The organism is Magnetospirillum sp. XM-1 (genome assembly GCF_001511835.1).
GTDB lineage: Bacteria > Pseudomonadota > Alphaproteobacteria > Rhodospirillales > Magnetospirillaceae > Phaeospirillum.
This window is the reverse complement of the sequence record NZ_LN997848.1, coordinates 2170507-2194556: the sequence shown is the minus strand read 5'-3', so window position 1 is coordinate 2194556 and position 24050 is coordinate 2170507. Positions and strand designations below refer to the sequence as shown.

At 67.4% G+C, this 24050-nt stretch carries 19 protein-coding genes; 9 read left to right on the top strand and 10 right to left on the bottom strand.

Translation table 11 applies throughout. From position 1 onward, the window contains the following. The first annotated feature begins 49 nt into the window (after positions 1-49). From XM1_RS10230 to XM1_RS10200, 7 genes are all read left to right on the top strand, one after another. Positions 50-2029, top strand: a complete 1980-nt coding sequence (locus tag XM1_RS10230; RefSeq protein ID WP_068433211.1) for a methyl-accepting chemotaxis protein — start codon at positions 50-52, stop codon at positions 2027-2029. A 329-nt stretch (positions 2030-2358) separates the two neighbouring features. Further along, a complete protein-coding gene (locus XM1_RS10225; protein ID WP_068433210.1) occupies positions 2359-2838 on the top strand; it encodes a 4Fe-4S dicluster domain-containing protein in 480 nt (159 codons plus the stop codon). Positions 2839-2855: 17 nt separating this feature from the next. Next, the gene (locus XM1_RS10220) at positions 2856-4706 is read left to right on the top strand and encodes an aldehyde ferredoxin oxidoreductase family protein (RefSeq protein WP_068433209.1); all 1851 of its coding nucleotides are present in this window, start codon (positions 2856-2858) and stop codon (positions 4704-4706) included. A gap of 56 nt (positions 4707-4762) precedes the next feature. Next, positions 4763-6028, top strand: a complete 1266-nt coding sequence (locus XM1_RS10215) for an NAD(P)/FAD-dependent oxidoreductase (RefSeq protein ID WP_068433208.1) — start codon at positions 4763-4765, stop codon at positions 6026-6028. 19 nt (positions 6029-6047) lie between these two features. After that, positions 6048-7298: an NAD(P)/FAD-dependent oxidoreductase gene (locus tag XM1_RS10210; RefSeq protein WP_068433207.1), complete on the top strand. Its 1251-nt coding sequence runs from the start codon at positions 6048-6050 to the stop codon at positions 7296-7298. Then, positions 7282-7557: a sulfur carrier protein ThiS gene (locus XM1_RS10205; RefSeq protein ID WP_197603111.1), complete on the top strand. Its 276-nt coding sequence runs from the start codon at positions 7282-7284 to the stop codon at positions 7555-7557. Before XM1_RS10210 ends, XM1_RS10205 begins: the two co-directional genes overlap by 17 nt. Further along, complete coding sequence (locus XM1_RS10200; RefSeq protein ID WP_068433204.1) at positions 7554-7823, top strand: hypothetical protein; 270 nt, start codon at positions 7554-7556, stop codon at positions 7821-7823. Before XM1_RS10205 ends, XM1_RS10200 begins: the two co-directional genes overlap by 4 nt. Here the strand turns inward: XM1_RS10200 and XM1_RS10195 are convergent, their stop codons facing one another. The 5 genes from XM1_RS10195 to XM1_RS10175 form a co-directional block, all read right to left on the bottom strand. After that, entirely contained in the window at positions 7824-8186 is a 363-nt protein-coding gene (locus XM1_RS10195; RefSeq protein WP_156428690.1) for a MoaD/ThiS family protein, read from the bottom strand. A gap of 60 nt (positions 8187-8246) precedes the next feature. After that, the gene (locus XM1_RS10190; protein WP_068433200.1) at positions 8247-10682 is read right to left on the bottom strand and encodes an EAL domain-containing protein; all 2436 of its coding nucleotides are present in this window, start codon (positions 10680-10682) and stop codon (positions 8247-8249) included. Positions 10683-10698: 16 nt separating this feature from the next. Further along, positions 10699-11745, bottom strand: a complete 1047-nt coding sequence (locus tag XM1_RS10185) for a sensor histidine kinase (protein ID WP_068433198.1) — start codon at positions 11743-11745, stop codon at positions 10699-10701. 99 nt (positions 11746-11844) lie between these two features. Beyond that, on the bottom strand, positions 11845-12507 hold the full coding sequence (locus tag XM1_RS10180; protein WP_068433196.1) for a GntR family transcriptional regulator: 663 nt from the start codon (positions 12505-12507) through the stop codon (positions 11845-11847). A gap of 182 nt (positions 12508-12689) precedes the next feature. Next, complete coding sequence (locus XM1_RS10175) at positions 12690-14423, bottom strand: tetratricopeptide repeat protein (protein ID WP_068433194.1); 1734 nt, start codon at positions 14421-14423, stop codon at positions 12690-12692. 95 nt (positions 14424-14518) lie between these two features. Between XM1_RS10175 and XM1_RS10170 the strand changes: the two genes are divergently transcribed. Then, positions 14519-16129, top strand: coding sequence for a TolC family outer membrane protein (locus XM1_RS10170; RefSeq protein WP_068433192.1), 1611 nt, complete (start codon positions 14519-14521; stop codon positions 16127-16129). Positions 16130-16174: 45 nt separating this feature from the next. Here the strand turns inward: XM1_RS10170 and XM1_RS10165 are convergent, their stop codons facing one another. Then, positions 16175-18631, bottom strand: a complete 2457-nt coding sequence (locus tag XM1_RS10165; protein WP_068433190.1) for a glycogen/starch/alpha-glucan phosphorylase — start codon at positions 18629-18631, stop codon at positions 16175-16177. Positions 18632-18837: 206 nt separating this feature from the next. Here XM1_RS10165 and XM1_RS10160 point away from each other — a divergent pair, with 206 nt between their 5' ends. After that, positions 18838-19074, top strand: a complete 237-nt coding sequence (locus XM1_RS10160) for a DUF2798 domain-containing protein (protein ID WP_068433188.1) — start codon at positions 18838-18840, stop codon at positions 19072-19074. A gap of 4 nt (positions 19075-19078) precedes the next feature. Here the strand turns inward: XM1_RS10160 and malQ are convergent, their stop codons facing one another. From malQ to XM1_RS10140, 4 genes are read right to left on the bottom strand one after another with little or no spacing between them, the layout of a single operon-like run. Next, positions 19079-21268, bottom strand: a complete 2190-nt coding sequence (gene malQ, locus XM1_RS10155; RefSeq protein WP_068433186.1) for a 4-alpha-glucanotransferase — start codon at positions 21266-21268, stop codon at positions 19079-19081. After that, positions 21265-23430 carry a glycogen debranching protein GlgX gene (gene glgX / locus XM1_RS10150; RefSeq protein ID WP_068433184.1) on the bottom strand — a complete coding sequence of 722 codons (2166 nt, stop codon included), beginning with the start codon at positions 23428-23430 and terminating at the stop codon, positions 21265-21267. Before glgX ends, malQ begins: the two co-directional genes overlap by 4 nt. Continuing rightward, on the bottom strand, positions 23431-23739 hold the full coding sequence (locus tag XM1_RS10145) for a type II toxin-antitoxin system RelE/ParE family toxin (protein ID WP_068433182.1): 309 nt from the start codon (positions 23737-23739) through the stop codon (positions 23431-23433). Further along, positions 23723-24010, bottom strand: coding sequence for a type II toxin-antitoxin system Phd/YefM family antitoxin (locus XM1_RS10140; protein ID WP_068433180.1), 288 nt, complete (start codon positions 24008-24010; stop codon positions 23723-23725). Before XM1_RS10140 ends, XM1_RS10145 begins: the two co-directional genes overlap by 17 nt. Positions 24011-24050 lie beyond the last annotated feature (40 nt).

The window sequence follows — 24050 nt, the reverse complement described above, 5'->3', positions numbered from 1 at the left end:
CGTGCTACTCCTAAGCATTATTACGAACAATACCTAAGGTGTAGGAATCATGCTTGTTTCGCTCCGCCGCCGCATCGCTACCATGGGCATCGTCCCGCGCATCATGACCCTGGCCGTGTCCGGTGTCCTGCTGCTGGGCGTAAGCGTCACCCTGCTGAGCCGGACATTGCTGCACGCCAGCGCCGCCGACGCGGCGCGTGAGCGGGTCGACACCAACATGAAGGTGGCCTGGGACGCGCTGAAGGCCAAGGGCGCCACCTTCTCCATCGCCGACGGCAAGATGCTGGCGGGCGATCACGTCCTCAACGGCAATTTCGAGGTCGTCGACAAGGTCAAGGCGCTGGTCGGCGGCACCGCCACGGTGTTCATGGGCGACACCCGCGTCACCACCAACGTGATCAAGCCCGACGGCGGCCGCGCGGTCGGCACCCAGCTGGCCAAGACCGCCGCCTATGATTCGGTGTTCAACAAGAAGACTCCCTTCCGTGGCGAGGTGGAAATCCTGGGCGAGCCCTACATGACCGCCTACGACCCCATCCTCGATGCCGGCGGCAACGTCATCGGCGTGCTCTACGTCGGCATCAAGAAGGCCGAGTTCCTGACCGCCGCCAACCGCACCCTGCTCTCCATGGTGGTCGCCACCATCCTGGTCGGCCTGCTGACCATCCTGGTCAGCTGGACCATCGCCCGCCGCAGTCTGGCTCTGCCGCTCAAGCGCAGCATCTCGACCATGCGCGAGCTGGCCGACGGCAATCTGGCTGTGGAAATCCCCACCAACGGCCGCCAGGATGAAATCGGCGAGATGATCCGGGCGCTGGAAATCTTCAAGGAGAACGGCCTGGCCCGCCAGCGCCTGGAGGCCGCCCAGGCCGCCGAACAGACCGCCCGCAACCGCCGCCAGGAGGCCATCGAGCGCCTGACCGCCGATTTCAACACCAGCGTCTTCGCCGTGCTGCAGAGCGTCACCGCCACTGCCCATCAGCTGCGCGATTCCGCCCAGTCCATGACCACGGTGGCCGAGGACACCTCGCGCCAGTCCACCGTGGTGGCCGCCGCCGCCGAGCAGGCCTCGGTCAATGTGGAAACCGTGGCCGCCGCCGCCGAGGAACTGGCGGCCTCCGAGCAGGAGATCGCCCGCCAGGTCGCCTCGTCGACCGAAATCTCGCGCCGCGCCGCCGAGGAGGCCGAGCGGGTCAACGGCATCGTGCTGTCGCTGTCCGAGGCCACCAGCCGCATCGGCGAAGTGGTGACCCTGATCAACGACATCGCGTCGCAGACCAACCTGCTGGCGCTCAACGCCACCATCGAGGCGGCGCGGGCCGGTGATGCCGGCAAGGGCTTCGCCGTCGTCGCCAACGAGGTCAAGAACCTGGCCAACCAGACCGCCAAGGCCACCGACGACATCGTCGCCCAGATCAATTCGGTACAGGCGGTGACCAAGGACGCGGTTTCCGCCATCGGCGGCATCGGCCACACCATCTCCAGCATCACCGAAAGCGCCTCGGCCATCGCCGCGGCGGTGGAGGAGCAGACCGCCGCCACCGGCGAGATCGCCCGCAACGTCCAGCAGGCCTCCAGCGGCACCCGCGAGGTCACCTCCTCCATCACCCTGGTCAACGAGGGCGCCGCCACCACCGGCGGGGCCGCCCACCAGTTGCTGGGCAGCGCCGACGAGCTGTCGCGCCAGTCGGACCAGCTGGCCACCGAGGTGCGCGACTTCCTCACCGCCATCAAGACCGCCGGCGACCGCCGCCACAGCCAGCGCCGCGCCTGCCGGACCCCCATCCAGGTGCAGGTCGGCGGCGCGCCGCGCGCCACCGTCACCATGGTGGACGTCTCCCATGACGGCTGCCGCATCGAAACCATGCTGCCCCAGCCCATCGGGACCCAGGTGGAGATCACCATCGACGGCGTCGCGGTGAAGGCCCGCATCGTCGGGGCGGAAAACGACGTCACCCGCTTCCAGTTCGCCCTGGACACCGCCACCCAGGACCGTCTGGACGGAACCCTGACCCGGATCGCCGCCTGATCCGGCACAGGACGGCATTGCCGACCGGCCCGTCGCCCGCAAGGGTGGCGGGCCGGTTGCGTTTCCGGATCAGCAATATACCCGCAAGACGCGAATATGCATATTTATGTGTTTTTGCCTTGAACCGCTTGTAAAAAGCGCGCTAGGCCGCATCACGCCTTTCTTTTATACCCACAGGAAGCCCCCCGTGCTAGAGTATCTTGGGTTGAAAATTCTGGGAGCATCAGGGGAAGGATCAAAGGGCCGCAAGCCACCGTTCACGGCCCCCCCCTGACTGGTCCCACCGCGCGCCCGTGCCTGGGCGCCCTTTGCGGAAGGGGAGACGTCGGATGGAGAAGTCGCTACTCATTCAACCGGCCAAATGCACCGGCTGCCGCCAGTGCGAGATGGCGTGCTCGTTCGAGAAGGAGCGAAGCTTCAATCCGTCCAAGTCGCGCATCCGCGTCTTCGACATCCATTCCGAGGCCCGCTTCGTCCCCTATACCTGCACCCAATGCGCCCAGGCCTGGTGCCTGCAGGCCTGTCCGGTGGACGCCATCAGGATCGATGCCTCCACCAAGGCCAAGGTGGTCAACGACAACACCTGCGTGGGCTGCAAGGTCTGCACCATCGCGTGCCCCTTCGGAACCATCAACTATGTGGCCGATAGCGGCAAGGTGGCCAAGTGCGACCTGTGCGGCGGCGATCCCGCCTGCGCCAAGGCGTGCCCCACCGGGGCGATCACCTATGTGGATTCCGAGCAGACCGGCTACGACAAAATGCGCGCCTGGGCGGTGAAGACCGACACCCAGTCGCACGCCCACGCCTGACCGGGGAGGAACGAGACATGAGCTGGACCGGCAAGTTTCTCCGCGTCGACCTTTCCAAGGGCACCGTCAAGACCGAGGAGCTGAACCGCGACTGGACGCGGCAGTACCTGGGCCAGCGCGGACTGGCCACCAAGTACTTCACCGAGGAGGTCGACCCCAAGGTCGATCCCCTGTCGCCCGCCAACAAGCTGATCTTCACCACCGGACCGCTGACCGGGACCGCCGCCTCCACCGGCGGACGCTATTCCGTGGTCACCAAGGGGCCGCTGACGGGGTGCATCGCCTGTTCCAATTCCGGCGGTTTCTTCGGCAACGAGCTGAAGAACGCCGGCTGGGACATGATCATCGTCGAAGGCAAGTCGCCCAAGCCCGTCTACCTCTCGGTCGAGAACGAGACCGTTGAAATCCGCGATGCCTCGGATTTCTGGGGCAAGACGGTATGGGAGACCGAGAACGGCCTGAAGGCCCGGCACCAGGACCCCATGCTGCGCGTCGCCTCCATCGGCGCCGCCGGCGAGAAGGGCGTGCTCTACGCCTGCATCGTCAACGACCTGCACCGCGCCGCCGGGCGCTCGGGCGTGGGCGCGGTGATGGGCTCCAAGAACCTGAAGGCCGTGGCGGTGCGCGGCACCAGGGGCGTCACCGTCAAGGACCCCGACCGCTTCATCAAGGCCGCCACCGAGCAGAAGAAGGTGCTGGCCGACAACGCCGTCACCGGCCAGGGCCTGCCCAAATACGGCACCCAGGTGCTGATGAACGTCATCAACGAGATCGGCGCCATGCCGACCCGCAATTCCCGCGAGGTGCAGTTCGAGGGCGCCCACAAGATCTCGGCCGAGGCCATGCACGAGCCGCGGCTCTCCGACGGCAAGACCAATCTGGCCACCAACGGCGCCTGCTTCGGCTGCACCATCGCCTGCGGCCGCATCTCGCGCATGGATCCCGGCCACTTCTCCATCGCGTCCAGGCCCGAATACAAGGAGCCCTCGGGCGGCCTGGAATACGAGGCGGCCTGGGCGCTGGGCTCGGCCTGCGGCGTGGATGACATCGAGGCCTGCACCTTCGCCAATTTCATGTGCAACGAGCACGGCATCGACCCCATCTCCTTCGGCTCGACCCTGGCGGCGGCCATGGAGCTGTATGAGATGGGCGTATTGACCAAGGAACAGACCGGCGGCATCGAGCTGAAATTCGGCTCCGCCGAGGCCCTGGTCAAGACCGCCGAGCTGACCGGCAAGGGCGAGGGCTTCGGCCTGGAACTGGGCCAGGGCTCAAGGCGCCTCACCGCAAAATACGGCCATCCGGACCTGTCCATGACGGTCAAGAGCCAGGAATTCCCCGCCTATGACCCGCGCGGCATCCAGGGCATGGGGCTGACCTACGCCACGTCCAATCGCGGCGCCTGCCACCTGCGCTCCTACACCGTGGCGTCCGAGGTGCTGGGCATTCCCTTCAAGACCGATCCCCTGGCCACCGACGGCAAGGCGGCCCTGGTCAAGGCGTTCCAGGACGCCACGGCGGCCTTCGACGCGTCGGGCATCTGCATCTTCACCACCTTCGCCTGGAGCCTGGAAAACCTGGCGCCCCAGATCGACGCCGCCTGCGAGGGCGAATGGACGCCCGAGGTCCTTCTCGAGGTGGGCGAGCGCATCTGGACGCTGGAGCGCCAGTTCAACCTGGCGGCCGGCATGACGGCCGCCGACGACACCCTGCCCAAGCGCCTGCTGAAGGACGCGGCCAAGACCGGCCCGGCCAAGGGGCTGGCCTCGGGGCTCGACAAGATGCTGCCCGAATACTACCAGCTGCGCGGCTGGACGCCCGACGGCGTGCCCACCGCCGAAACCTTGAAGCGCCTGCATCTGGCCTGAAGCACAAGGGGGCGCCATTAAAAGCGCGCCCCCTTTCCGTCAAGAGGAATGAACCGGTGCGTCACGTCATCGTCGGAGCCGGCCCCGCGGGGGTCACGGCGGCTGAAACCATCCGCGAACTGGACCCTGGGGCCACCATCACCCTGGTGGGCGACGAGCCGGAACCGCCCTATGCCCGCATGGCTATCCCCTATCTGCTGACCGGCAAGGTCGGCGAGGAGGGGACGTACCTGCGCAAGGGCCCCAACCACTACGAACGCTTAGGCATCACCCTGATGCCCGGCCGGCGGATGACCGGCCTGGAGCCAAAGGCCAGGCACATCGTCCTGGAAAACGGCGAGACGCTGGCCTATGACCGCCTGCTGCTGGCGCTCGGCGCCCGGCCGATCAGGCCCGCCATCGACGGTCTGGGCCTGCCCGGCATCCACACCTGCTGGACCCTGGACGACGCAAGGCGCATCGCCGCCCTGGCGGTGCCCGGCTCGCACGTGGTGCTGCTGGGCGCCGGCTTCGTCGGCACCATCGTGCTGGAAGCCCTGGCGCTGCGTCAGGTCAGCCTGACCGTGGTCGAGATGGGCGACCGCATGGTGCCGCGCATGATGGACGAGGTGGCGGGCGGCATGCTGAAACGCTGGTGCGAGGCCAAGGGCGTGCGGGTGCTGACCGGCACCGCCATCCGCCGCATCGCCAAGGCGCAAAGCCCGGCGGCCGAGGCCCGCGACGCCCTGGTGGTGGAACTGTCGGACGGCACCAGCCTGCCCGCCCATCTGGTGGTCGTCTCGGCGGGCGTGCGCTCCAACACCGAGGCGCTGGAGGGCTCGGGCATCGATCTGGACAAGGGCATCCTGGTCAACGACCACATGCGCACCAGCTTGGCCCACGTCTATGCGGCGGGCGACGTGGCCCAGGGCCGCGACTTCATCAGCGGCGAGGCCCATGTCCACGCCATCCAGATCACGGCGGCCGCCCATGGCCGCGTCGCCGCCCACAACATGGCGGGCTTCGACCAGACCTATCACGGCTCGCTCAACATGAACGTGCTGGACACCCTGGGCCTGATCACCTGTTCCTTCGGGGCGTGGCAGGGCAATGGCGGCGATTGCGCCCGTCTGACCGACGAGGCGGGCTACCGCTATCTCCGCCTGGAATTCGACGGGACCAGCGACGTGGTGATCGGCGCCCAGGCGGTGGGCACCACCGACCATGTGGGCGCGCTGCGCGGCCTGATCCAAAGCAAGCGCCGCCTGGGCGCCATGAAGGAGAAACTGCTGGCCGACCCGGCCCGCTTCATGACCGGATTCGTCCAGACCCTGCATCGTTGAACCAGAGGGGGGAACCGCCATGGAACGTCGCTACGTCGTCGTCGGAGGCGGCCCGGCCGGAGTGGTCGCCGCCGAGACACTGCGCCGCCAGGATTCCCAATGCTCCGTCACCCTGGTCTGCGGCGAGCCCGGGCCGCCCTATGCCCGCATGGCCATTCCCTACGCCATGGCCGGCAAGATCGACGAGGCCGGCACCTGGCTGCGCAAGGAGCCGGGCCATTACCGGGCGCTGGGCATCACCCCGCTCCACGACCGGGTGAGCGGTGTCGAGCCCGCCCTGCGCCGGGTGCGGTTGGCCGGCGGGGGCGAGCTGGCCTATGACGCCCTCTTGATCGCCACCGGCTCGTCGCCGGCCCGGCCGCGCATTCCCGGCCTGGACCTGCCCGGCGTCCATTCCTGCTGGACGCTGGAGGATCTGCGCCGCATCGCCCCCCACCTTAAGCCCGGCTGCCGGGTGCTGCTGCTGGGCGCCGGTTTCGTGTCGTGCATCATCCTGCAATCCCTGGTGCAGCGCGGCGCCAAGGTCACGGTCAGCTGCGGCGCGTCGGGGCGCATGGTGCGCTCCATGATGGACGAGACCGCAGGCGCCATGATCATGCGCTGGTGCCGGGCCAGGGGCGTCGAGGTGCTGACCGCCGGGCGGCCCGCCGCCATCGAACAAGCCGGGCCGGGGTTGCGTGTGACGCTGGATTCGGGACGCACCGCCGAGGCCGATCTGATCATCGTCGGCACCGGGGTGAAGACCAACACCGCCTTTCTCGAAGGTTCGGGCATCGCGGTGGAGGACGGCATCGTCGTCGACCAGTATCTGCGCACCAGTGTGGACGATATCTGGGCAGCGGGCGACGTGGCCCAGGGCTTCAACTGCTGCACCGGCCTGCGCGAGGTCCACGCCATCCAGCCCACGGCGGTGGAGCACGGCCGCGTCGCGGCGCTGAACATGGGCGGCACGCCCACCGCCTATCCCGGCTCGCTGGCCATGAACACGCTGGAGACCCTGGGGCTGATTTCATGCTCGTTCGGGCAATGGTCGGGCCGCGAAGGCGGCGAGCAGGCGCGCATGGTGGACGAGGAGCGCTTCCGCTATCTTCGCCTGGAATTCTTCGCAGACCGCCTGATCGGAGCCAACACGGTGGGCATGACCAGCGAGATCGGCATCATCCACGGCCTGATCCAGACCAAGGTGCGGCTGGGGGCCTGGCTGGAGCGCCTGAAGCGCGACCCGTCGCGCCTGGCCGAGGCCTATGTGGCCTGTGAGCACGGAGCTTAAGGCCGCCATGCAGGTGACGCTGAAGCTGTTCGCCCTGCTGGGCCGCTTTCTTCCGCCCGGCTCGGCAGCCAACGCCGCCCCGGTGGAGGTTCCCGAAGGATCGGACATCGCCGCCCTGATCGCCCGCTTCGATCTGGCGGAGAAGGACTGCCATCTGGTGTTGCTCAACGGCAATTTCGTGCCCCCCGACGCCAGGGCCTCGACCCGGCTGGCCGAGGGCGACGTGGTGAGCATCTGGCCGCCGATCGGAGGGGGATGAGCACCGAGCGAATCGCCTCCATGGCCCTGGACGAATTGCGCCGCCACCTGCCGCTGGCCCTGCGCGGCCGCGCCTATGACTGGACCGACGAACGCACCCTGATGGTCGAGGGCGGCGTCACCGTCACGGTGGACGAGATCGAACCGCTGGTTCTTTCGGCGGTCGTAAGCCTTCCCCGCCTGCGCATCACCTTCGCCTTCGCCGAGGGTGACGGGGCCGCCTTCCTGGCCGCCTGGGACCGGGCGTTCCAGCGCGGCGGCGGGTGATCAGACGATGGGCGCGCCATAGCCCCAGGAATAGGGCACCGGCCCGGACAGGGCCACCTCGTCGCCGTCGTCCAGTTCGCGGTCCAGGTTGACCGGCGCGCCCAGCTGGCGGGTGACGTCCTTGCCGTTGACCAGGACCAGGAAGATCTTGTCGGCGGGCACGCCGAAGCGGCGGACCAGATCGCCGATCACCGTTCCCGCCGGCACCTGCATGGCCAGCGGCGCGCTGCCGCCGGCATAGGGCGACAGGCTGTTGAACATCTTGAGGCGAATGGCGATGGTCGCCGCCTGCCCGGAATTGTCGCCCATACCGCGATCTGAAATGCCTGTTTCGAGGCGCGGGCCGGAATGCGATTGGTTCATGGTCTTCCCCTTTGGATCGGCGATGATGGCCCCGCCGCCCCCCGGAAGGGAAGAGGGAATTCAGCCCGGCGGCGACCGGCCGATGATGAAGGCCGGCACCTCGCCGGCGGGCATGGGACGGGCGTGGAAGAAGCCCTGCACGCCCTCGCAGCCCACGGTGCGCAGAAACTCCATGTGGGCCTCGGTCTCCACCCCCTCGGCCACCACGGACAGGCGCAGCCGGTGGGCCATGGCGACGATGGCCTCGGCGATGGCCACGTCATTGATGTCCCCGGGGATTCCCTCGATGAAGGCGCGGTCGATCTTCAGGCGCTGGATGGGCAGGCTTTTCAGCGAGCTGAGACAGGAATAGCCGGTGCCGAAATCGTCGATGGCCAGCGTCACCCCCAGCTGCTTCAGGGCATGCAGGGTGGCGATGCATTCGTCCTCGTTCTGCAGCATGCTCTCGGTGATCTCGATCTCCAGCATGTCGGGCGAGATTCCGGTCTCGGCCAGGGCGTCTTGCACCGCGCGCAGCAGGCGTCCGTTGCGCATCTGCTGGGCCGAGGCGTTGACCGCCACCCGGAAGGACGGCAACCCGGCCTCCTGCCATTTCCGGATCTGGCGGCAGGCCTCGGCCACCACCCAATCGCCGATATCGATGATGAAGCCGCCCCGCTCGGCGGGCGGGATGATCTGGGCCGGCCCCAGCAGCCCCTGTTCGGGATGGTTCCAGCGGATCAGGGCCTCGACCCCTTCCACCTCGCCCGATTCCAGGGAAATCTGCGGCTGGTAGAACAGCACCAGCTCGTCGGCGGCCAGCGCCCGGCGCACGTCGCTGTCGGAAGCCACCGCCTGGATCACCCGCTCGGTCATTTCCCGCGTGTAGAAGGCATAGCCGTTCCGCCCGGTTTCCTTGGCGGCGTACATGGCGGTGTCGGCCGCCTGGATCAGCGCCTCGCGGGTCTGGCCGTCCTCGGGGAACAGGCTGATGCCGATGCTGGCCGAGGTGGCCAGCTCGCGGCCGTTGACCATCAGGGGCTGCTTGACCGCCGCCCGGATCTTCATGGCCACGGCGGCGATATCGTCGGGATTTTCCGCCTGTTCCAGGATCACCATGAACTCGTCGCCGCCCAGCCGGGCCACGGTGTCCTCGGCGCGCACCGCGCCCCGCATGCGCTGGGCCACGGTCTTCAGCACCACGTCGCCGACGCTGTGGCCCAGGGTGTCGTTGATGCGCTTGAAGTAATCCAGGTCCACGAACAGCACGGCCAGGGTCTTGCGGTCGCGGCGGCCGCGTTCCATGGCGTGGTCGAGCCGGTCGCCGGCCAGCAGCCGGTTGGGCAGGTCGGTCAGGGGATCGTAATGGGCCAGGTGTTGCAGCCGCTCCTCGGCGGCGCGGATGGCCGTCAGGTCGGTGAAGGCCGCCACGTAATGGACGACGCTGTCGTGTTCGCTGCGCACGGCGGCGATGTTCATCAGCAGCGGCAAGATTCCGCCGTCGCGGTTCCTGGCGGCGATCTCGCCGCGCCAGCGTCCGCCTTCCTTAAGGGCCTCCATGATCTCGTCGTGCAGGTCGGTGGGCTGCGCGCCCACCTCCAGCATGTGCGGACGGCGCCCCAGCAGGTCCGCCTCGTCGTAGCCGGTGATGGCGCAATAGCCGGGATTGACGGTGACCACCCGCAGCAGGGGATCGAGGATCAGCAAGCCGTCGCGGGTCGCCTCGAAGACGGTCAGGGCCTGGCGCTGGCGGTCCTCGGCCGCCTTGTGGTCGCTGACGTCCTGCAGGACGCCGATGATGCGCTGGGGCCGCTCGGCCCGGGACGGAATGGCCTTGCCCTGGGCGCGCAGCCACCGCACGGTGCCGTCCGGCCGGATGCCGCGGAATTCCACCTGAAGCGGCGCGGTCTCGTTCAGCAGGCGCTCGTAGGCCCGGGCCAGCACCACCCGGTCATCCTCGACCACATGGTCGAGAAAGCGGTCCAGGCTGCCGCCGAAGCCTTGCCCGACGCAGCCGAACACCCGTTCGATATGGCCGGCACGGACGATGCGGCGCGACTGGGCGTCCACTTCCCAGGCCCCCATGCCGGCGGCGTCCAGCGCCAGGGTCAGATGCTCCTCGCTGTCGCGCAGGGCCTCCTCCACGTTGCGGCGCTCCAGGGCCATCTGGATGGTGGCGTGCAGTTCACGCTCGGAGAACGGCTTCAACAGGAAGCCGAACGGCTTGGTGGCCCGCGCCCGGGTCAGTATGGCTTCCTCGGAATAGGCGGTCAGGTAGATCACCGGAATGTGCAGTTCGGCCGGCAGCCGCGCCACCGTCTCGATGCCGTCCAGGTCGCCCTCGATATGGATGTCCATCAGGATCACGTCGGGCCGCAATCCCTCGATCTGCCGCAGCACCTGCTCGCCCGACGACGCGATGAACACCACGTCGTAGCCCAGCTTGAGCAGTTGGTGCCGCAGATGCAGGGCGACGATCCGCTCGTCCTCGACCACCATGATCCTTATCGCTGACATGGCTCCGGTCCTTCCCTCAGCGTTGAATGGGAAAATGCAGCCCGAACCGGGTGGGCGACGCCGCCCCGATCCGGATCTCCCCCCCCAATTGGTCGGCAAGCAGACAGACAAGCTGCAAGCCGAGCGTGGCGGTATTCTTGGCGTCGAGATCGGGCGGCAGGCCGATTCCGTCGTCGACCACCTCGAGTTCGACCGCGTTTTCCTCTCCGTTGGCCAGACGAACCCAGACGCCGCCGCGCCGCCCGTCGGGAAAGGCGTGCTTGAAGACGTTGGTCACCAGTTCGTTGACGATCAGCCCGCAGGGTATGGCGGTGCTGAGCGGAAGCTGCACGTCCCTGGCCTCGAGGGTCAGCGTGATGCGGTTGGAATCCAGCCCGTAGGACGCCACCAGGGTGGGAAGCAGGGAATCGAGGAAGGCGGCAAAATCGACGCGAGCGAAGTCCTTGGACTGGTACAGGGTCTGATGGATCAGCACCATGGAGCGGATCCGGCTCTGACTGTCGCGCAGCATGCCGGCGACCAGGGGATCGTCCAGCTTGGACAGTTGCAGGTCCAGCAGGCTGTCGATGATCTGCAGGTTGTTCTTGACCCGGTGGTGGATCTCGCCCAGCAGGATCTCCTTCTCCCGCAGGGCGGCGCGGATCTTCTCCTCCTTCTGCTTGCGGTCGGAGATGTCGACGATGGCCGACAGCACCATGGGGCCGTCCTCGGTGTCGATGGGGTTGAGGCCGATCTCCACGGGAAACTCGCTGCCGTCCTTGCGCCGGGCGTAGAGGTCGCGCCCGGCCCCCATGGGGCGCGAGTGGGGATCCGCATTGAAGGTGGCGCGCAGGCCGGGATGGTCATGCCGGTAGCGCTCGGGCACCAGCATCTCCACCGACCGGCCCAGCATCTCTTCGCGGGAATAGCCGAACACCCGCTCGGCCTGGGCGTTGACCATCTCGATCAAGCCGGCGGCGTTGACCATCACCATGGCGTTGGGAGCGGCTTCGACCACCCGCCGGAAGCGCTCCTCGCTCTTGTGCAACGCCGCGTCGGCCGAAACGGCCCCAACCTTTGCCACCCGGCAAACCTTTCACACCGCGCCCATCTCAGCGAGAGACATGGTCACGGCGAAGGAACGACGCAATGGGGCCTTCCCCTTAGGGGCAAAGCGAATCGATCAGGGCAGGACGCCATGGGGCAGCCCGCGGCAGGCCAGATCGCCGGCCGCCAGGACGAAGGCCCTGGCGCTGCGCCGCGCGGCCCGGGCCTCGCCGGCCAGGACGGCCCGGACCACCTCGGCCTGCCGCGCCGAGCCCAGAGCCGGCCAAGTGTCGGCCGACGCCCCCAGCAGCCGCCAATAGGGCAGCAGACGGCACCGGATGGCTGCCCCCGCCTCGGCCAGCAGGCGGTTGTTGCACAGGCGGAAGAGCTCGGAGAACAGGTCGTCCTCGCCGCCGGCGCCGGCCGGAATGGCGGCCGGCGGGCTCTCCCGCTCAGCCAGGCCCCGGCGGGCCATGGCGGGACGGGCGGCGGCAAGCCCGGCACAGGCGGCGGCGACCTCGGCCAGGGCCTCGAAAAGCTCCAGCATCATGGCGCGCTCCAGCCGCACCACGTTGCCACCGCGATTCTTCTCGAAATTGGCCAGCCCCAATGCGCCGAGATGGCGGAACGCCTCGCGCACCGGGGTACGCGAACACCCCAGCCGGGTGGCGATCTTCACCTCGCACAGCTTCTCGCCCGGCCGTAAGCGGCCGGCGACGATGTCCTCGATCAATTGCTGACGAACCCACTCGGCCGCCGACAGTTCCGTGGGGTCTTTGGGCCTGCGCACCCGAGTCATGCCGTTCGTACCCAATCCCATGCCGCCATTGCAACCAAATGCACGTATTGCATGTCATTTGCCATAGGCAATAACAACGCAACGGATGCATTGGGATAGATTGCATGCTGAGATTGTATACATCAAGCATTTTACGCGTTATGCACGCCTTTTGCGTGCACGGTCTTTTTCACGGCCCCGCTTCAGGATGCTCCGTCCGTCACCCGGGCCCGCAAGGCCTCGGCGACGCGGGCGATGGGCACCTCCCACCCCTGCTGGGGTTTGCGGCGGAACAGCCGGAAGGCCGGATACCACTCGGTCTCGTCGCCCTCCATGCGCCAGCGGAAGTCGGGCACGGACGGCAACAGCACCCAGACGGGCTTGCCCAGGGCCCCGGCCAGATGCACCACGGCGGTGTCGACCGAAATGACCAGATCCAGCCCCTTGAGCATGGCGGCGGTATCGCAGAAATCGGCGCAAAGATCGGCGGCCTCCACCAGGCGCTCGGCCGGCGGCCTGCCGATCCGCGGCCCCACCGCGCCGCGCTGAAGGGAATAGAAGGTGACGCCGGGAACGTCGAGAATGGGATCGAGCATGCGGGCGGGAATCGAACGGTTCCAGTCGTCTCCGTGCGTGGGCCGCCCGGCCCAGGCAAGACCGACCTTAAGCGTTCCGGCGGGACCATCGGGCAGTTTCGCCTTCACATCCTTGGGAACGCCGAGATAGGGAAAGTCCTGCGGAGCCGGCAGGCCGGCCAGCAGGCCCGGCAACGACAGCAGCGTCACCGCCCTGTCGAACGCCGGCAAGGCCGCCGTCTCGCTCACCACCAAGTCCAGGCCGGGGGCGGTCTCCATCAGGCGGATCAGTTCGGGCTGGCAGGCCAGCGCCACCCGGGTGACGCCGCGAGACTTGAGCAGCGGGGCGTAACGCACGAATTGCAGCGTGTCGCCGTAGCCCTGCTCGGCCTGCAGCAGCAAGGTGCCGCCGGCGGGCAGGTCGGGGGCCAAGGCCTCGCCTTTCCAGGCGCGCTCGATCAGATAGGACGGCAGGTTCGGATGGTCGCGCCAGCGCCATTCGTATTCCTTCCACCCTTCCTCCATGCGCCCCGAAAGCAGGAGGTTGAGCGCCAGATTGGTGTGGAACTTGGCGCCCTCGGGATTGATCTGGATGGCGCGGCGATAGGCGGAATCCGCCTCGTCCAGCCGTCCCTGCCGATGCAGCGAGTTGCCCAGGTTGCTCCACGTCTCGGCTCCCCTGGCGCCCAGCGCCAGAGCCTTGCGATGGCAGGCTTCGGCCTCCTCGGCCCGCGCCGTGCCCAGCAGGGCGTTGCCCAGATTGTCGTGGATGGCAGGCGAATCCGGCCGGATCAGCGCGGCGGAACGGATCATCGCCACCGCCTCGTCGCGCCGCTCCAGGCGCTCCAGCGCCACGCCCATGTTGTTCAGCATGTCCGCCGGGTTGGGATCGACGGCCAGCGCCGTGGCGGAGCGATAGGACGCGACGGCGTCATCGTAGCGCTTGCATCCCATCAGAACGTTGGCCAGGGCGTTCAGCGGCCGGGGATCGCGGGGCATCAGACCGCAGGCGCGCCGCAATGCGTCAACCGCCGGCTGGATCTGGTCCGGCGCCTGGGCCAGCACCTCGCCCAGATGCATCCAGGCCACGCCCAGCCCGGCATCCAGTTGAACCGCCCGTTCCAGACTGGCGCGCGCCTCGGCGATCTGCCGGTTCCGGGCCTGGACCTGACCGAGCGCGGCATGGGCCTCGGCCAATCCCGGCGCCAGTTCCACCGCCCGCTCCGCCAGGGTCCTGGCCACGTCCACGGCCCCCTGGCGCAACCGCAGCGCAGCCAGGCGCGCCAGGATCTCTGCGTCGCCGGGCATCCGATCCGCCAGCCGTGTCAGGAAACGCTCGTCTTCCACATCCAAGCCGGCCATGCCATCACCCGATATTGAGGTCTATTAGCGCTTAAGGCGATTCACAAACTAGATAATCCGGTGTATATCAGAGCCATAGATTGGGGACCAGAGACGTGCATTTCCTGGGGGAAGCGATAATTCGGCCGCACACCTTCAAGCGCTGGGCTTTGCTCGGCACCGTCCTGGCCGGCTGCTGGACGCCGGCGTTCGCCGGCTCGCTGGAAGACGAGATGCGCGACCTCGTCGCCAACCATCCCCAGATCCAGGCCAAGATGAAGGGTGTCAAATCCGCCGACGAGGGCATCCGCAGCGCCCGGTCCGGATACATGCCCACGGTGAAGCTCTCCGGCGACCAGGGCCACGAATACGTGGACAGCCCCGACCGTCGCGGCACCCAGGGCAAGGCCTTCCTCGACAAGCGCAACACCAGCGGCCTTACCGTCACCCAGAAGATTTTCGACGGGTTCGCCACCGATTCGACGGTGGATTCGGCCAAGACCTCCCGGCGCATCTCGGAATCCGAGCTGCGCAACACCCGCCAGTCGGCCCTGCTGGAAGGCGCCATCGCCTATCTCGACGTCATGCGCAACACCAAGCTGGTGGCGCTGTCGCGCGAAAACGAGCGCAGGCTGGCCGAGCAGCAGAACCTGGAGGACGAACGCGTCCAGAAGGGATCGGGCATCGCCTCGGACGTGCTGGCCGCCAAGCAGCGCCTGCAGGTGGCAAAGGAGCGCCGCGTCAAGTACGAGGGCGACTTCCACACCGCCGTCGCCAAATATACCCAGGTGTTCGGCCATGCCCCCGACGTGGCGGCGTTGTCCGATCCGCCGCTGCCCCTGGACCTGATCCCCTCGACCGTCGACCAGTCGCTGGAAGTGGCCGAGAAGGACAATCCGGCCCTGGAATCGGCGACCAACACCATCGACCTGACCAACGACAAGCGCAATATCGCCGAGGCCGGCTACTGGCCGACCCTCGACCTGGTGGGCAAGGCCAATTACGAGCACGGCAAGAACGCCACCGTCGGCGTGCGCCGCGACTGGTCGCTGATGCTGGTGGCCAGCTGGGAAATGTTCTCCGGCTTCAAGACCGACGCCACCGTGGCCCAGGCGTCATGGGACCATGGCGCCAGCAAGGACAACCGCTTCCACACCAGCCGCAAGATCGCCGAGCAGGCCCGCACCGCCTGGCACAAGCTGCAGACCGCCCGCCAGCGCCTGGACCTGCTGGAAAACGCCGCCGTGCTGGCCGAGGAAGTGTGGGAAGCCACCAAGAAGAAGCTGGACGCCGGCAAGGCCACCGTCACCGAGGTGCTGGACGAAGCGACCCGCATCAACGAGGCCCGGATCAACTATACCGGCGCCTATTACGACATGTACCAGGCGTCCTATGAATTGCTGACCGCCATGGGCCGCCTGGAAGTGGACAACCTGAGCCGCGCCAAGCCCGCCACCTCGCTGGACGTCGCGCCGCTCCGCGCCGCCGAATTCACCTATCCCAGGGGCCAGGCCCCCAAGGCGGCTCCCCGTGGCGCCGCCAAGGCGCCCGCGGTTCCGGCCCCCGCCGCCCCGGCTCCCGCCGCCGCCCCTGCCCCGGCCCCTGCCGTGGACACGCCGCCGCCCGCAGCCAAGGCGCAGGCCGCCGACGCCGCGGTCATGGAGCGGGTGCGCGATCTGGTCGCCTCGCAGCAGCAGCCCGACAATTCCTTCTGGACCGTCCGCTGACGGCATTCCCAGGCCGGGGGCGGGGGCGGGCAGGATGCCCGCCGCCTACAACGCTCCCCAGATTTCCCGGGCGTATTCGGCCACCGTTCGGTCGGACGAGAACTTGCCCATGCGCGCCACGTTGAGGATGGCCTTGCGCGTCCAATCCTCCGGGTCACGATAGGTCTGGTCGACGCGTTCCTGCGCCGCCATGTAGAGCGGGAAATCCGCCGACAGCAGGTAGTGGTCGCCGCCGGTGGTCAGGATGTCCACCAGTTGATGGAAGCGGTCGGGCTGGTCGGGCGAGAAGAAGCCGCCGGCGATCATCTCCAGCGCCCAGGACAGGTCGGGATCGGCCTTCACCGCGGCTTTCGAATCGTAGCCGTCCACCCGGCGGCGCGCCACTTCCTGGGCCGACAGGCCGAACAGGAACATGTTCTCCTCGCCCACCTCCTCGCAGATTTCCACGTTGGCGCCGTCCCAGGTGCCGATGGTCAGCGCCCCGTTCATGCTCATCTTCATGTTGCCGGTGCCCGACGCCTCGGTGCCGGCGGTGGAGATCTGCTCGGACAGGTCGGCGGCGGGCATCACCAGTTCGGCGGTGGATACGTTGTAATTGGGCACGAAGACCAGCTTCAGCTTGCCGCCCACCAGGGGGTCGTTGTTGATCACCTCGGCCACATCGTTGACCAGCTTGATGATCAGCTTGGCCACGTGATAGCCCGGCGCCGCCTTGCCGCCGATGATCACGGTGCGTGGCACCGGATTGAGCAGCGGGTTGGAGCGGATGCGGCCATAGCGGGTGATGACGTGCAGGATGTTCAGGAGCTGGCGCTTGTATTCGTGGATGCGCTTGACCTGGACGTCGAACAGGGAATCCACGTCCACCTCGACGCCCAGGCGAAGCGACAGCATGGAGGCCAGGCGCTCCTTGTTGGCCCGCTTGACGGCGGCGAAGGCCTGGCGGAAGGCCGGGTCGTCGGCCAGGGGCTCCAGCTTGTGCAAAAGGTCGAGATCGGTAATCCAGCCGTCGCCGATCTTGGAGGTGATCAGCGAAGACAGCGCGGGATTGGCGGCCAACAGCCAGCGCCTCGGCGTCACGCCGTTGGTCTTGTTGGTGATCTTGCCGGGCGACAGGTGTTCGAAGTCCGAGAAGATGGTGCTCTTCATCAGGCCGGTATGGATGGCGGCGACGCCGTTGACCTTGTGGCTGCCGATCACCGCCAGATGGCCCATGCGCACCCGGCGCTCGGCGCCTTCGGCGATCAGCGAGACGCGGCGCAGCAGCTCGGAATCGCCGGGATGGCGATAGCGCACGCTTTGCAGGAATTCGTGATTAAGGGCGTAGACGATTTCCAGGTGGCGCGGCAGCACCCGCTCGAACAGATCGGTGGACCAGGTCTCCAGCGCCTCGGGCAGCAGGGTGTGGTTGGTGTAGGCGCAGCAGCCCCGCACCAGGTCCCAGGCCTTGGACCACTCGATCTGGTGCTCGTCCACCAGCACCCGCATCAGTTCGGCCACCACCAAAGCGGGGTGGGTGTCGTTGAGCTGGATGGCCACCTTGTCGGGCAGCAGGGTCCAGTCGGAATGGCTTTTCCTAAACCGGGCCAGGATGTCCTGGATGGAGGCGGCGACGAAGAAGTATTCCTGCTTGAAGCGCAGCTCCTTGCCCCGATCGGTCATGTCGGAGGGGTAGAGCACCTTGGACAGGGTCTCGGATTCGTTCTTGTCCCTCACCGCCTCGATGTAATTGCCGGCGTTGAAGTATTTCAGGTCGAACTCGCGGGTCGACTTGGCAGACCACAGGCGCAGGTTGTTGACCACCTTGCCGCCGTAGCCGGGAACCGGCACGTCGAAGGCCATGGCCATCACTTCCTCGGCGTCCACCCATTGCGAGCGGGTGTGGCCCAGAACGTCGCGGAAATGAATGACGCGGCCGCCGAAGCGGACGGGGAAGATCACGCCGGGGCGGGGAAATTCCCAGGGATTGCCGTAGCGCAGCCAGTTTTCCGGGCTTTCCACCTGCCAGCCGTTGTCCACGTGCTGGGTGAACATGCCGTAATCGTAGCGGATGCCGTAGCCGAAGCCCGCCACCCCGATGGTGGCCATGGAATCCAGCAGGCAGGCGGCCAGACGCCCCAGGCCGCCATTGCCCAGCGCGGCTTCCACCTCCCAGGCGGCCAGTTCCTCGAAATCCTGGCCCAGCTCGGCGATGGCCTGGCGCACCGTGTCGTAGAGCCCCAGGTTGATCAGGCTGTTGACCAGGGTGCGGCCGATCAGGAACTCCATGGACAGGTAGTAGACCCGCTTGGAATCTTCCCGGTAATAGCGGTTCAGCGTGGGCATCCAGTGCTCGGTCACCCGGTCGCGCACCGCGTGGGCGGCGGCCATGAACCAGTCACGCGCCGTGGCGTTGATGGGTTCCTTGCCGACCGTGTAGAGCAGATGGCTGCTGATGGCCTCCTTGACGCTTTCCACATCGTCGGCCAGCAACCGCACCACCGGGGGCTTCGCCTTCTTCATGCCGGTCTTCCCGCCAGTTCCATCCATCGTCATTCCGCCATGAAAAGGGAACGCGGGCAAGGCCGGTCATACCGGCGGCCAGGACATTCATTATGAATTTTGTCGTACGCTACGGAAGTTCAACCACCCAGCGAGCAGATTGACGCGCCCCGCGCCGACCGAATAAGCTGCGCCCCGCATGCATATTCCACGGACCGTGCCGTAAGATGCGACTGAAGAAGCTTCCCAAGCACTATGCCGGGCTGGTCCAGCCCCTGGTGCTCACCATGCTGATGACCTGCGTGGTCTCGGCCATCAGCGTGCTGCGCTCGCGCGGCTTCGATTCCGGATTCGTCGAGGTCTGGCCCACCGCCTGGATGATCTCCTGGGCGGTGGCCTATCCGGCCATCCTGATGATCCTGCCGGTGGTGCGGCGCATCGTGGCGGCGACGGTGGAAAGCTGAGGGATCAGCGCCCCGCCTCTCTCAACCCCTCCGCCGTCGCCAGCATCCGCCTGTCGGCCAGGATTTGGGCGGTGTCGGCCTTGTAGCGCAGGCGCCAGTTGGGATGCTGGGTGGTGGTGCCGGGCAGGTTCATCTGGGTGTCCAGGCCCAGGGCGTCCTCCATCTGCACCATCATCAGCTTTGACGCCGAGCGCCCCAGATAGGCATGGACGGCGGTGGCCAGGGCCACCGCCTGGGCGTCGGCAAGCGCCGGCGTGACCGGGAAATCGGCGGCCAGCAACCCTTCCCCCACCAGGGCGGCGGCCAGGGCGGCACGGTCGGCGGCGCGCGCCGCCCGTTCCTCGGCCGCCTGACCCTCGCGGGGATAGAGGTCGAGCTTTTCCCGCCGGTCGATGTCCTTGCCCGCCCACCAGCCGCGCAAGGACGGCAGGTCATGGGTGGCGGCGATGGCCAGGGCCTGGGCGTCGAACTGGCCGGGAGCGCGGAAGCCCCCCTCCTTGGTCTTCTCGAACACCATCACCCGGTAGGCGAAGATGCCCATGCGGTCCATACGCTCGCGGAAACCGTCAGGAACGGTGCCCAGATCCTCGCCGATCACCAGGCAGCGGTTGCGCCGGCTTTCCAGCGCCACCAGCCGGAACAGGTCCTCGGCCGGATAGCGCACATAGGCCCCCTGGTCGGCGGGCTGGCCCGGCGGCACCCAGTAGAGCCGCGCCAGACTCATGGCGTGGTCCAGGCGCAACGCCCCGGCATGGCGCATGTTGGCTGCCATCACCTCGATGAAGGGGGCGTAGAAATGTTCGCGCAGCGTGATGGGATTGAACGGCACCAGCCCCCAATCCTGGCCTTTGAGCGCCAGCGGATCGGGCGGCGCGCCGACCGAGACGCCAAGCGCCAAGGAATCCTGCTGCGCCCAGGCCTCAGCGCCGTCGCCGGCGATGCCGACGGCCAGATCGCGGTAAAGGCCGATGGCGGCGCCGGCGTCACGGCCCCGGCGCTGGGCCTCGGCCAACTGCTCGTCGGCGATGAACTGGAGCCACTGGAAGAACTCCACCTGCTCCACGTGTTCCAGGATGAAATCGGCAATGGCGGGCGAATCGGGCCGGCGGTACGCCTCGGGCCACTGCCGCCAATAGGAATTGCCGTCGCGCGTGAATTTGTCGTGCAGCGCCTCGAACGTGGCGAAAAGCCGCCCCGCCTCGCCGTCCCTCGCCTGGAAGGCGCGGAACGCCTGGCCACGCGGATTGTCGTCACCCATGGAGGTGCGGCGGAACCAGCGGTACAGCACGTCCAGCATGGGCCGGGCCAGACGCATGACGTCCGGGTACTCGATCAGGGAATAGCCGCGCAACCGGGCGAGCGTCGCCTGATAGCCGGGCGAGGCGAACATGCGCTTGGCTTCCAGGCACTCGCGGAACTCGGGGATGGCCTCGACGTCGATATAGCCGATGTTGAGGAAGCGCCGCGACGATGGCGAATAGGGGCTGAACCGCTCGGGATCGGCGGGAAACAAGGCGTGCAGCGGGTTGATGCCGATTGCGGCCGCCCCGGCCCGCGCCGCGCCCTCGGCCAGCTCGGCCAGATTGCCGTAATTGCCCACCCCCCAGTCCCGCTCGGAGCGCAGAGAATAAATCTGGGTGGCGATGCCCCAGCATCCCGCCCCCTGCTCCACCGCCTCCGGCACGAAGGCCCTGGGCGGGGTGACGATCAGTGCCATCTCGGCCAGGACGCCATTGGGGCCCGACAAGGTCAGGCGGTGGTAACCCGCGGGCGGCAAAGCGGGCAGGTCCAGCCAGCGGCGATGGATCAGCCTTCCGTCCAGCTGATACTCCTCGCCCCAGCGCAACTCGTAGGGAATGAAACCGCCGCTGTGGCTGATGCCCAGTTCCTCCTCCAGCACCCAGGAATGGGGGATGTCGTCGGAATCGGCGGCCAAGGTGACGGCGATGGAGGGCGGCGCCCCGTGCTCGTCGGCCAGCAGCACCGGCTCCAGCGCCCGGCGCCAGGAACGGGTCTCCAAATCCTTGAGGCTGGCGCGGACCTGTTCATCGCTGTCGGCGGGCAGGCCCATGGCGGCCAGGAAGACGCGCTTGGTCTCGGGCGGCACCACGCGCCACTGCCCAAAGAAATCCCACCAGCCGTCCTCGATGCCCGCCAACCGCGCCAGACGGTCCAGGGCGTCACTTCCGCTCATGCCTTGCATTCCTCTTCACTTTGGTCCCTCTGGACGCCCCGCACGCCGCCCGAGCGCCGCAGCACCGCCACCGAGCGGCTGCCCAGCGGATAGGTGATCCCCGCCGCCCAATGGGTGCCCGACTGGCGCCCCGCCGGATCAAAGGTGTCGAGCACCAGCTCCCACGAGCGGCCCAGGCTGGGCGGCGGCAACACATAGGGCACCGCCTCGTGATAGGCGTTGAGCAGCACCAGGAAGGTGTCGTCCATCTCTTCGCGGCCCGTCAGATTGTCCACGGCGCAGGATTCGCCGCCCAGCACGAAGCCCAGAGAGCGGGCGAAGGGCGTGGTCCAGTCGCCGTGGCCCATCTCGCGGCCCTCGGGCGTGACCCACACGATGTCCTTCAAGGGCGAGTTGGGCAGCCGCTTGCCTTCGAAGAAGCGCGGACGGCGGAACACCGGATGGTCCTGGCGCAGGCGGATCAGCCGCTGGACGAAGGCCAGCAGGTCCTCGTCCACCTGTCCCCAGTCCAACCAGCCGATCTCGTTGTCCTGGCAATAGGCATTGTTGTTGCCCCGCTGGCTGCGGCCCATCTCGTCGCCGGCCAGCAGCATGGGCACTCCTTGGGACAACAGCAGGGTGACCAGCAGGTTGCGGCATTGCCGCGCCCGCAATTCCCGGATCTCGGGGTAGGGCGACGGGCCTTCGTGGCCGCAATTCCAGGCGTAATTGGCGTCGGTGCCGTCCTTGTTGCCCTCGAGGTTGGCCTCGTTGTGCTTGCGCTCAAAAGTGACCAGATCCGCCAGGGTGAAACCGTCGTGGCAGGTGACGAAGTTGAGGCTGGCCCACGGCCTGCGCCCGCCCCAGCCGAAGATGTCGGAGGAGCCGGTCAGCCGCGAGGCCAGATCGCCGATCAGCCCGCCCTCGCCGGTCCAGAAGCGGCGCACCGTGTCGCGGTAGCGGCCGTTCCATTCCGACCAGCCGGGGGGAAAGCGCCCTACCCGGTAGCCGTCTCCGCCCAAATCCCAGGGCTCGGCGATCAGCTTCAATTTGGACAGAACCGGATCCTGGCGCACCGCGTCGAGGAAGCCCGACGTGTGGTCGAAGCCCCCCTTGCCGCGCACCAGCGAGGCCGCCAGATCGAAGCGGAAGCCGTCCACGTGCATTTCCTCGGCCCAATAGCGGAGCGAATCCATCACCATCTGCAGCACGCGGGGATGGGCGAGGTTGAGCGTGTTGCCGCAGCCCGAATAGTTCTCGTACCAGCGCTTGCCGTCGGGCCCCAGGCGGTAATAGCTGAGGTTGTCGATGCCCCGGAACGACAGGGTCGGCCCCAGGTGGTTGCCCTCGGCGGTGTGGTTGTAGACCACGTCGAGGATCACCTCGATGCCCACATCGTGCAGGCGGGCCACCATGGTCTTGAAATCGCCGTGCGGGCTGGCCGAATAGGTGCGCGGATCAGCGGCGAAGAAGCCGATGGAATTGTAGCCCCAGTAGTTGCGCAAGCCCTTCTCGGCCAGATGCTTCTCGTCGATCATGGCGTGGATGGGCAGCAATTGCAGGGTGGTCACGCCCAGGCGTCGCAGATGGTCGATGACGCCCGGCTGGGTCAGGCCCAGGAAGGTGCCGCGCATGCCGTTGACCACGCCGGGATGCTTCATGGTCATGCCGCGCACATGGGCCTCGTAGACGATGGTCTCGGGCCAAGGCACGTTGGGGCGACGGTCGTTGCCCCAGGTAAACGCGGTGTCCAGCACCCGGCACTTGGGCATGAAGCGGGCGTTGTCGCGCCGATCCGCGATCAGGTCCAGCTTGGGCGTTCCGGGGCGAAAGCCGAAATGGGTGTCCGACCACTCGAAACCGCCCACCAGCGCCTTGGCGTAGGGGTCGATCAGCAGCTTGTGGGCGTTGAAGCGATGCCCCTCGTTGGGATCGTAGGGGCCGTGGACGCGGTAGCCGTAAAGCTGGCCGGGGCGGCAATCGGGCAGATAGCCGTGCCAGACCTCGTCGGTGTATTCGGGAAGGGTGATACGCTCGACCTCGCGCAGGCCGCGCCGGTCGAACAGGCACAGCTCCACCCTCTCGGCATGGGCCGAGAACAGCGCGAAGTTCACGCCATTGCCATCCCAGGTCGCCCCCAGGGGATAAGGAAGGCCGGGCAGGATGCGGCGGCGCGCGGTCATTCAGTCCTCGCCCGCCATGACGTCACGGGCACCGTGGCGAATGTGCAGAACGGACACGATCCGGTTGCCCTCGTCGATTTGATAGATGATCCGGTACACATGCGGCCGCCGCCCGTAAAGCAATTGCCGTAGCCTCCCATCTTCCGGAACCACCCCGCCCCGGCGGGGAAGCCGGGCCAGATTGGCGAGCTTGGCCTCGAGGCCGTTGAACCAAGTGGCCGCCGCGGGAACATGGCGGGCGGCAATAGCCTGATAGAGCTGGCGCAGGTCACGGATGGCCCGCGCCGACAACTCAACGCGGTATGTCATGCTCGGCCCGCAGCATGGCGAAGGCCTCGGCAGCTCCCATTGTCCGGCCGGCGGCGACGTCCTCGCGGCCCTGGCGGATTCCCTCGGCGGCATTGGCCGAGGCGGCCATGTCGAGCAAACGCTGATAGGCCTCGGCATCCTGCAAGACGGCCGCCGCCTTGCCGTTGACCGTCAGGACCAGCGGGCGGCCGGTCTCCCGGATATGGCTGAGAAACTCCGCCGAGTGGTTGCGGAAGGTCGTCAGCGGTTGAATATCCTTGACGATATCCATGGGGCACCCTTCGAACAAGATTACCTTTAAAGGTAATTTA

What these genes read in the sequence shown, in the direction of transcription:
- XM1_RS10230 (WP_068433211.1), top strand. Translation starts at nt 50, where the DNA reads ATGCTTGTTTCGCTCCGCCGCCGCATCGCTACCATGGGCATCGTCCCG.
- XM1_RS10225 (WP_068433210.1), top strand. Translation starts at nt 2,359, where the DNA reads ATGGAGAAGTCGCTACTCATTCAACCGGCCAAATGCACCGGCTGCCGC.
- XM1_RS10220 (WP_068433209.1), top strand. Translation starts at nt 2,856, where the DNA reads ATGAGCTGGACCGGCAAGTTTCTCCGCGTCGACCTTTCCAAGGGCACC.
- XM1_RS10210 (WP_068433207.1), top strand. Translation starts at nt 6,048, where the DNA reads ATGGAACGTCGCTACGTCGTCGTCGGAGGCGGCCCGGCCGGAGTGGTC.
- XM1_RS10200 (WP_068433204.1), top strand. Translation starts at nt 7,554, where the DNA reads ATGAGCACCGAGCGAATCGCCTCCATGGCCCTGGACGAATTGCGCCGC.
- XM1_RS10195 (WP_156428690.1), bottom strand. Translation starts at nt 8,186, where the DNA reads ATGAACCAATCGCATTCCGGCCCGCGCCTCGAAACAGGCATTTCAGAT.
- XM1_RS10190 (WP_068433200.1), bottom strand. Translation starts at nt 10,682, where the DNA reads ATGTCAGCGATAAGGATCATGGTGGTCGAGGACGAGCGGATCGTCGCC.
- XM1_RS10180 (WP_068433196.1), bottom strand. Translation starts at nt 12,507, where the DNA reads ATGACTCGGGTGCGCAGGCCCAAAGACCCCACGGAACTGTCGGCGGCC.
- XM1_RS10175 (WP_068433194.1), bottom strand. Translation starts at nt 14,423, where the DNA reads ATGGCCGGCTTGGATGTGGAAGACGAGCGTTTCCTGACACGGCTGGCG.
- XM1_RS10165 (WP_068433190.1), bottom strand. Translation starts at nt 18,631, where the DNA reads ATGAAGAAGGCGAAGCCCCCGGTGGTGCGGTTGCTGGCCGACGATGTG.
- XM1_RS10160 (WP_068433188.1), top strand. Translation starts at nt 18,838, where the DNA reads ATGCGACTGAAGAAGCTTCCCAAGCACTATGCCGGGCTGGTCCAGCCC.
- malQ (WP_068433186.1), bottom strand. Translation starts at nt 21,268, where the DNA reads ATGAGCGGAAGTGACGCCCTGGACCGTCTGGCGCGGTTGGCGGGCATC.
- glgX (WP_068433184.1), bottom strand. Translation starts at nt 23,430, where the DNA reads ATGACCGCGCGCCGCCGCATCCTGCCCGGCCTTCCTTATCCCCTGGGG.
- XM1_RS10145 (WP_068433182.1), bottom strand. Translation starts at nt 23,739, where the DNA reads ATGACATACCGCGTTGAGTTGTCGGCGCGGGCCATCCGTGACCTGCGC.
- XM1_RS10140 (WP_068433180.1), bottom strand. Translation starts at nt 24,010, where the DNA reads ATGGATATCGTCAAGGATATTCAACCGCTGACGACCTTCCGCAACCAC.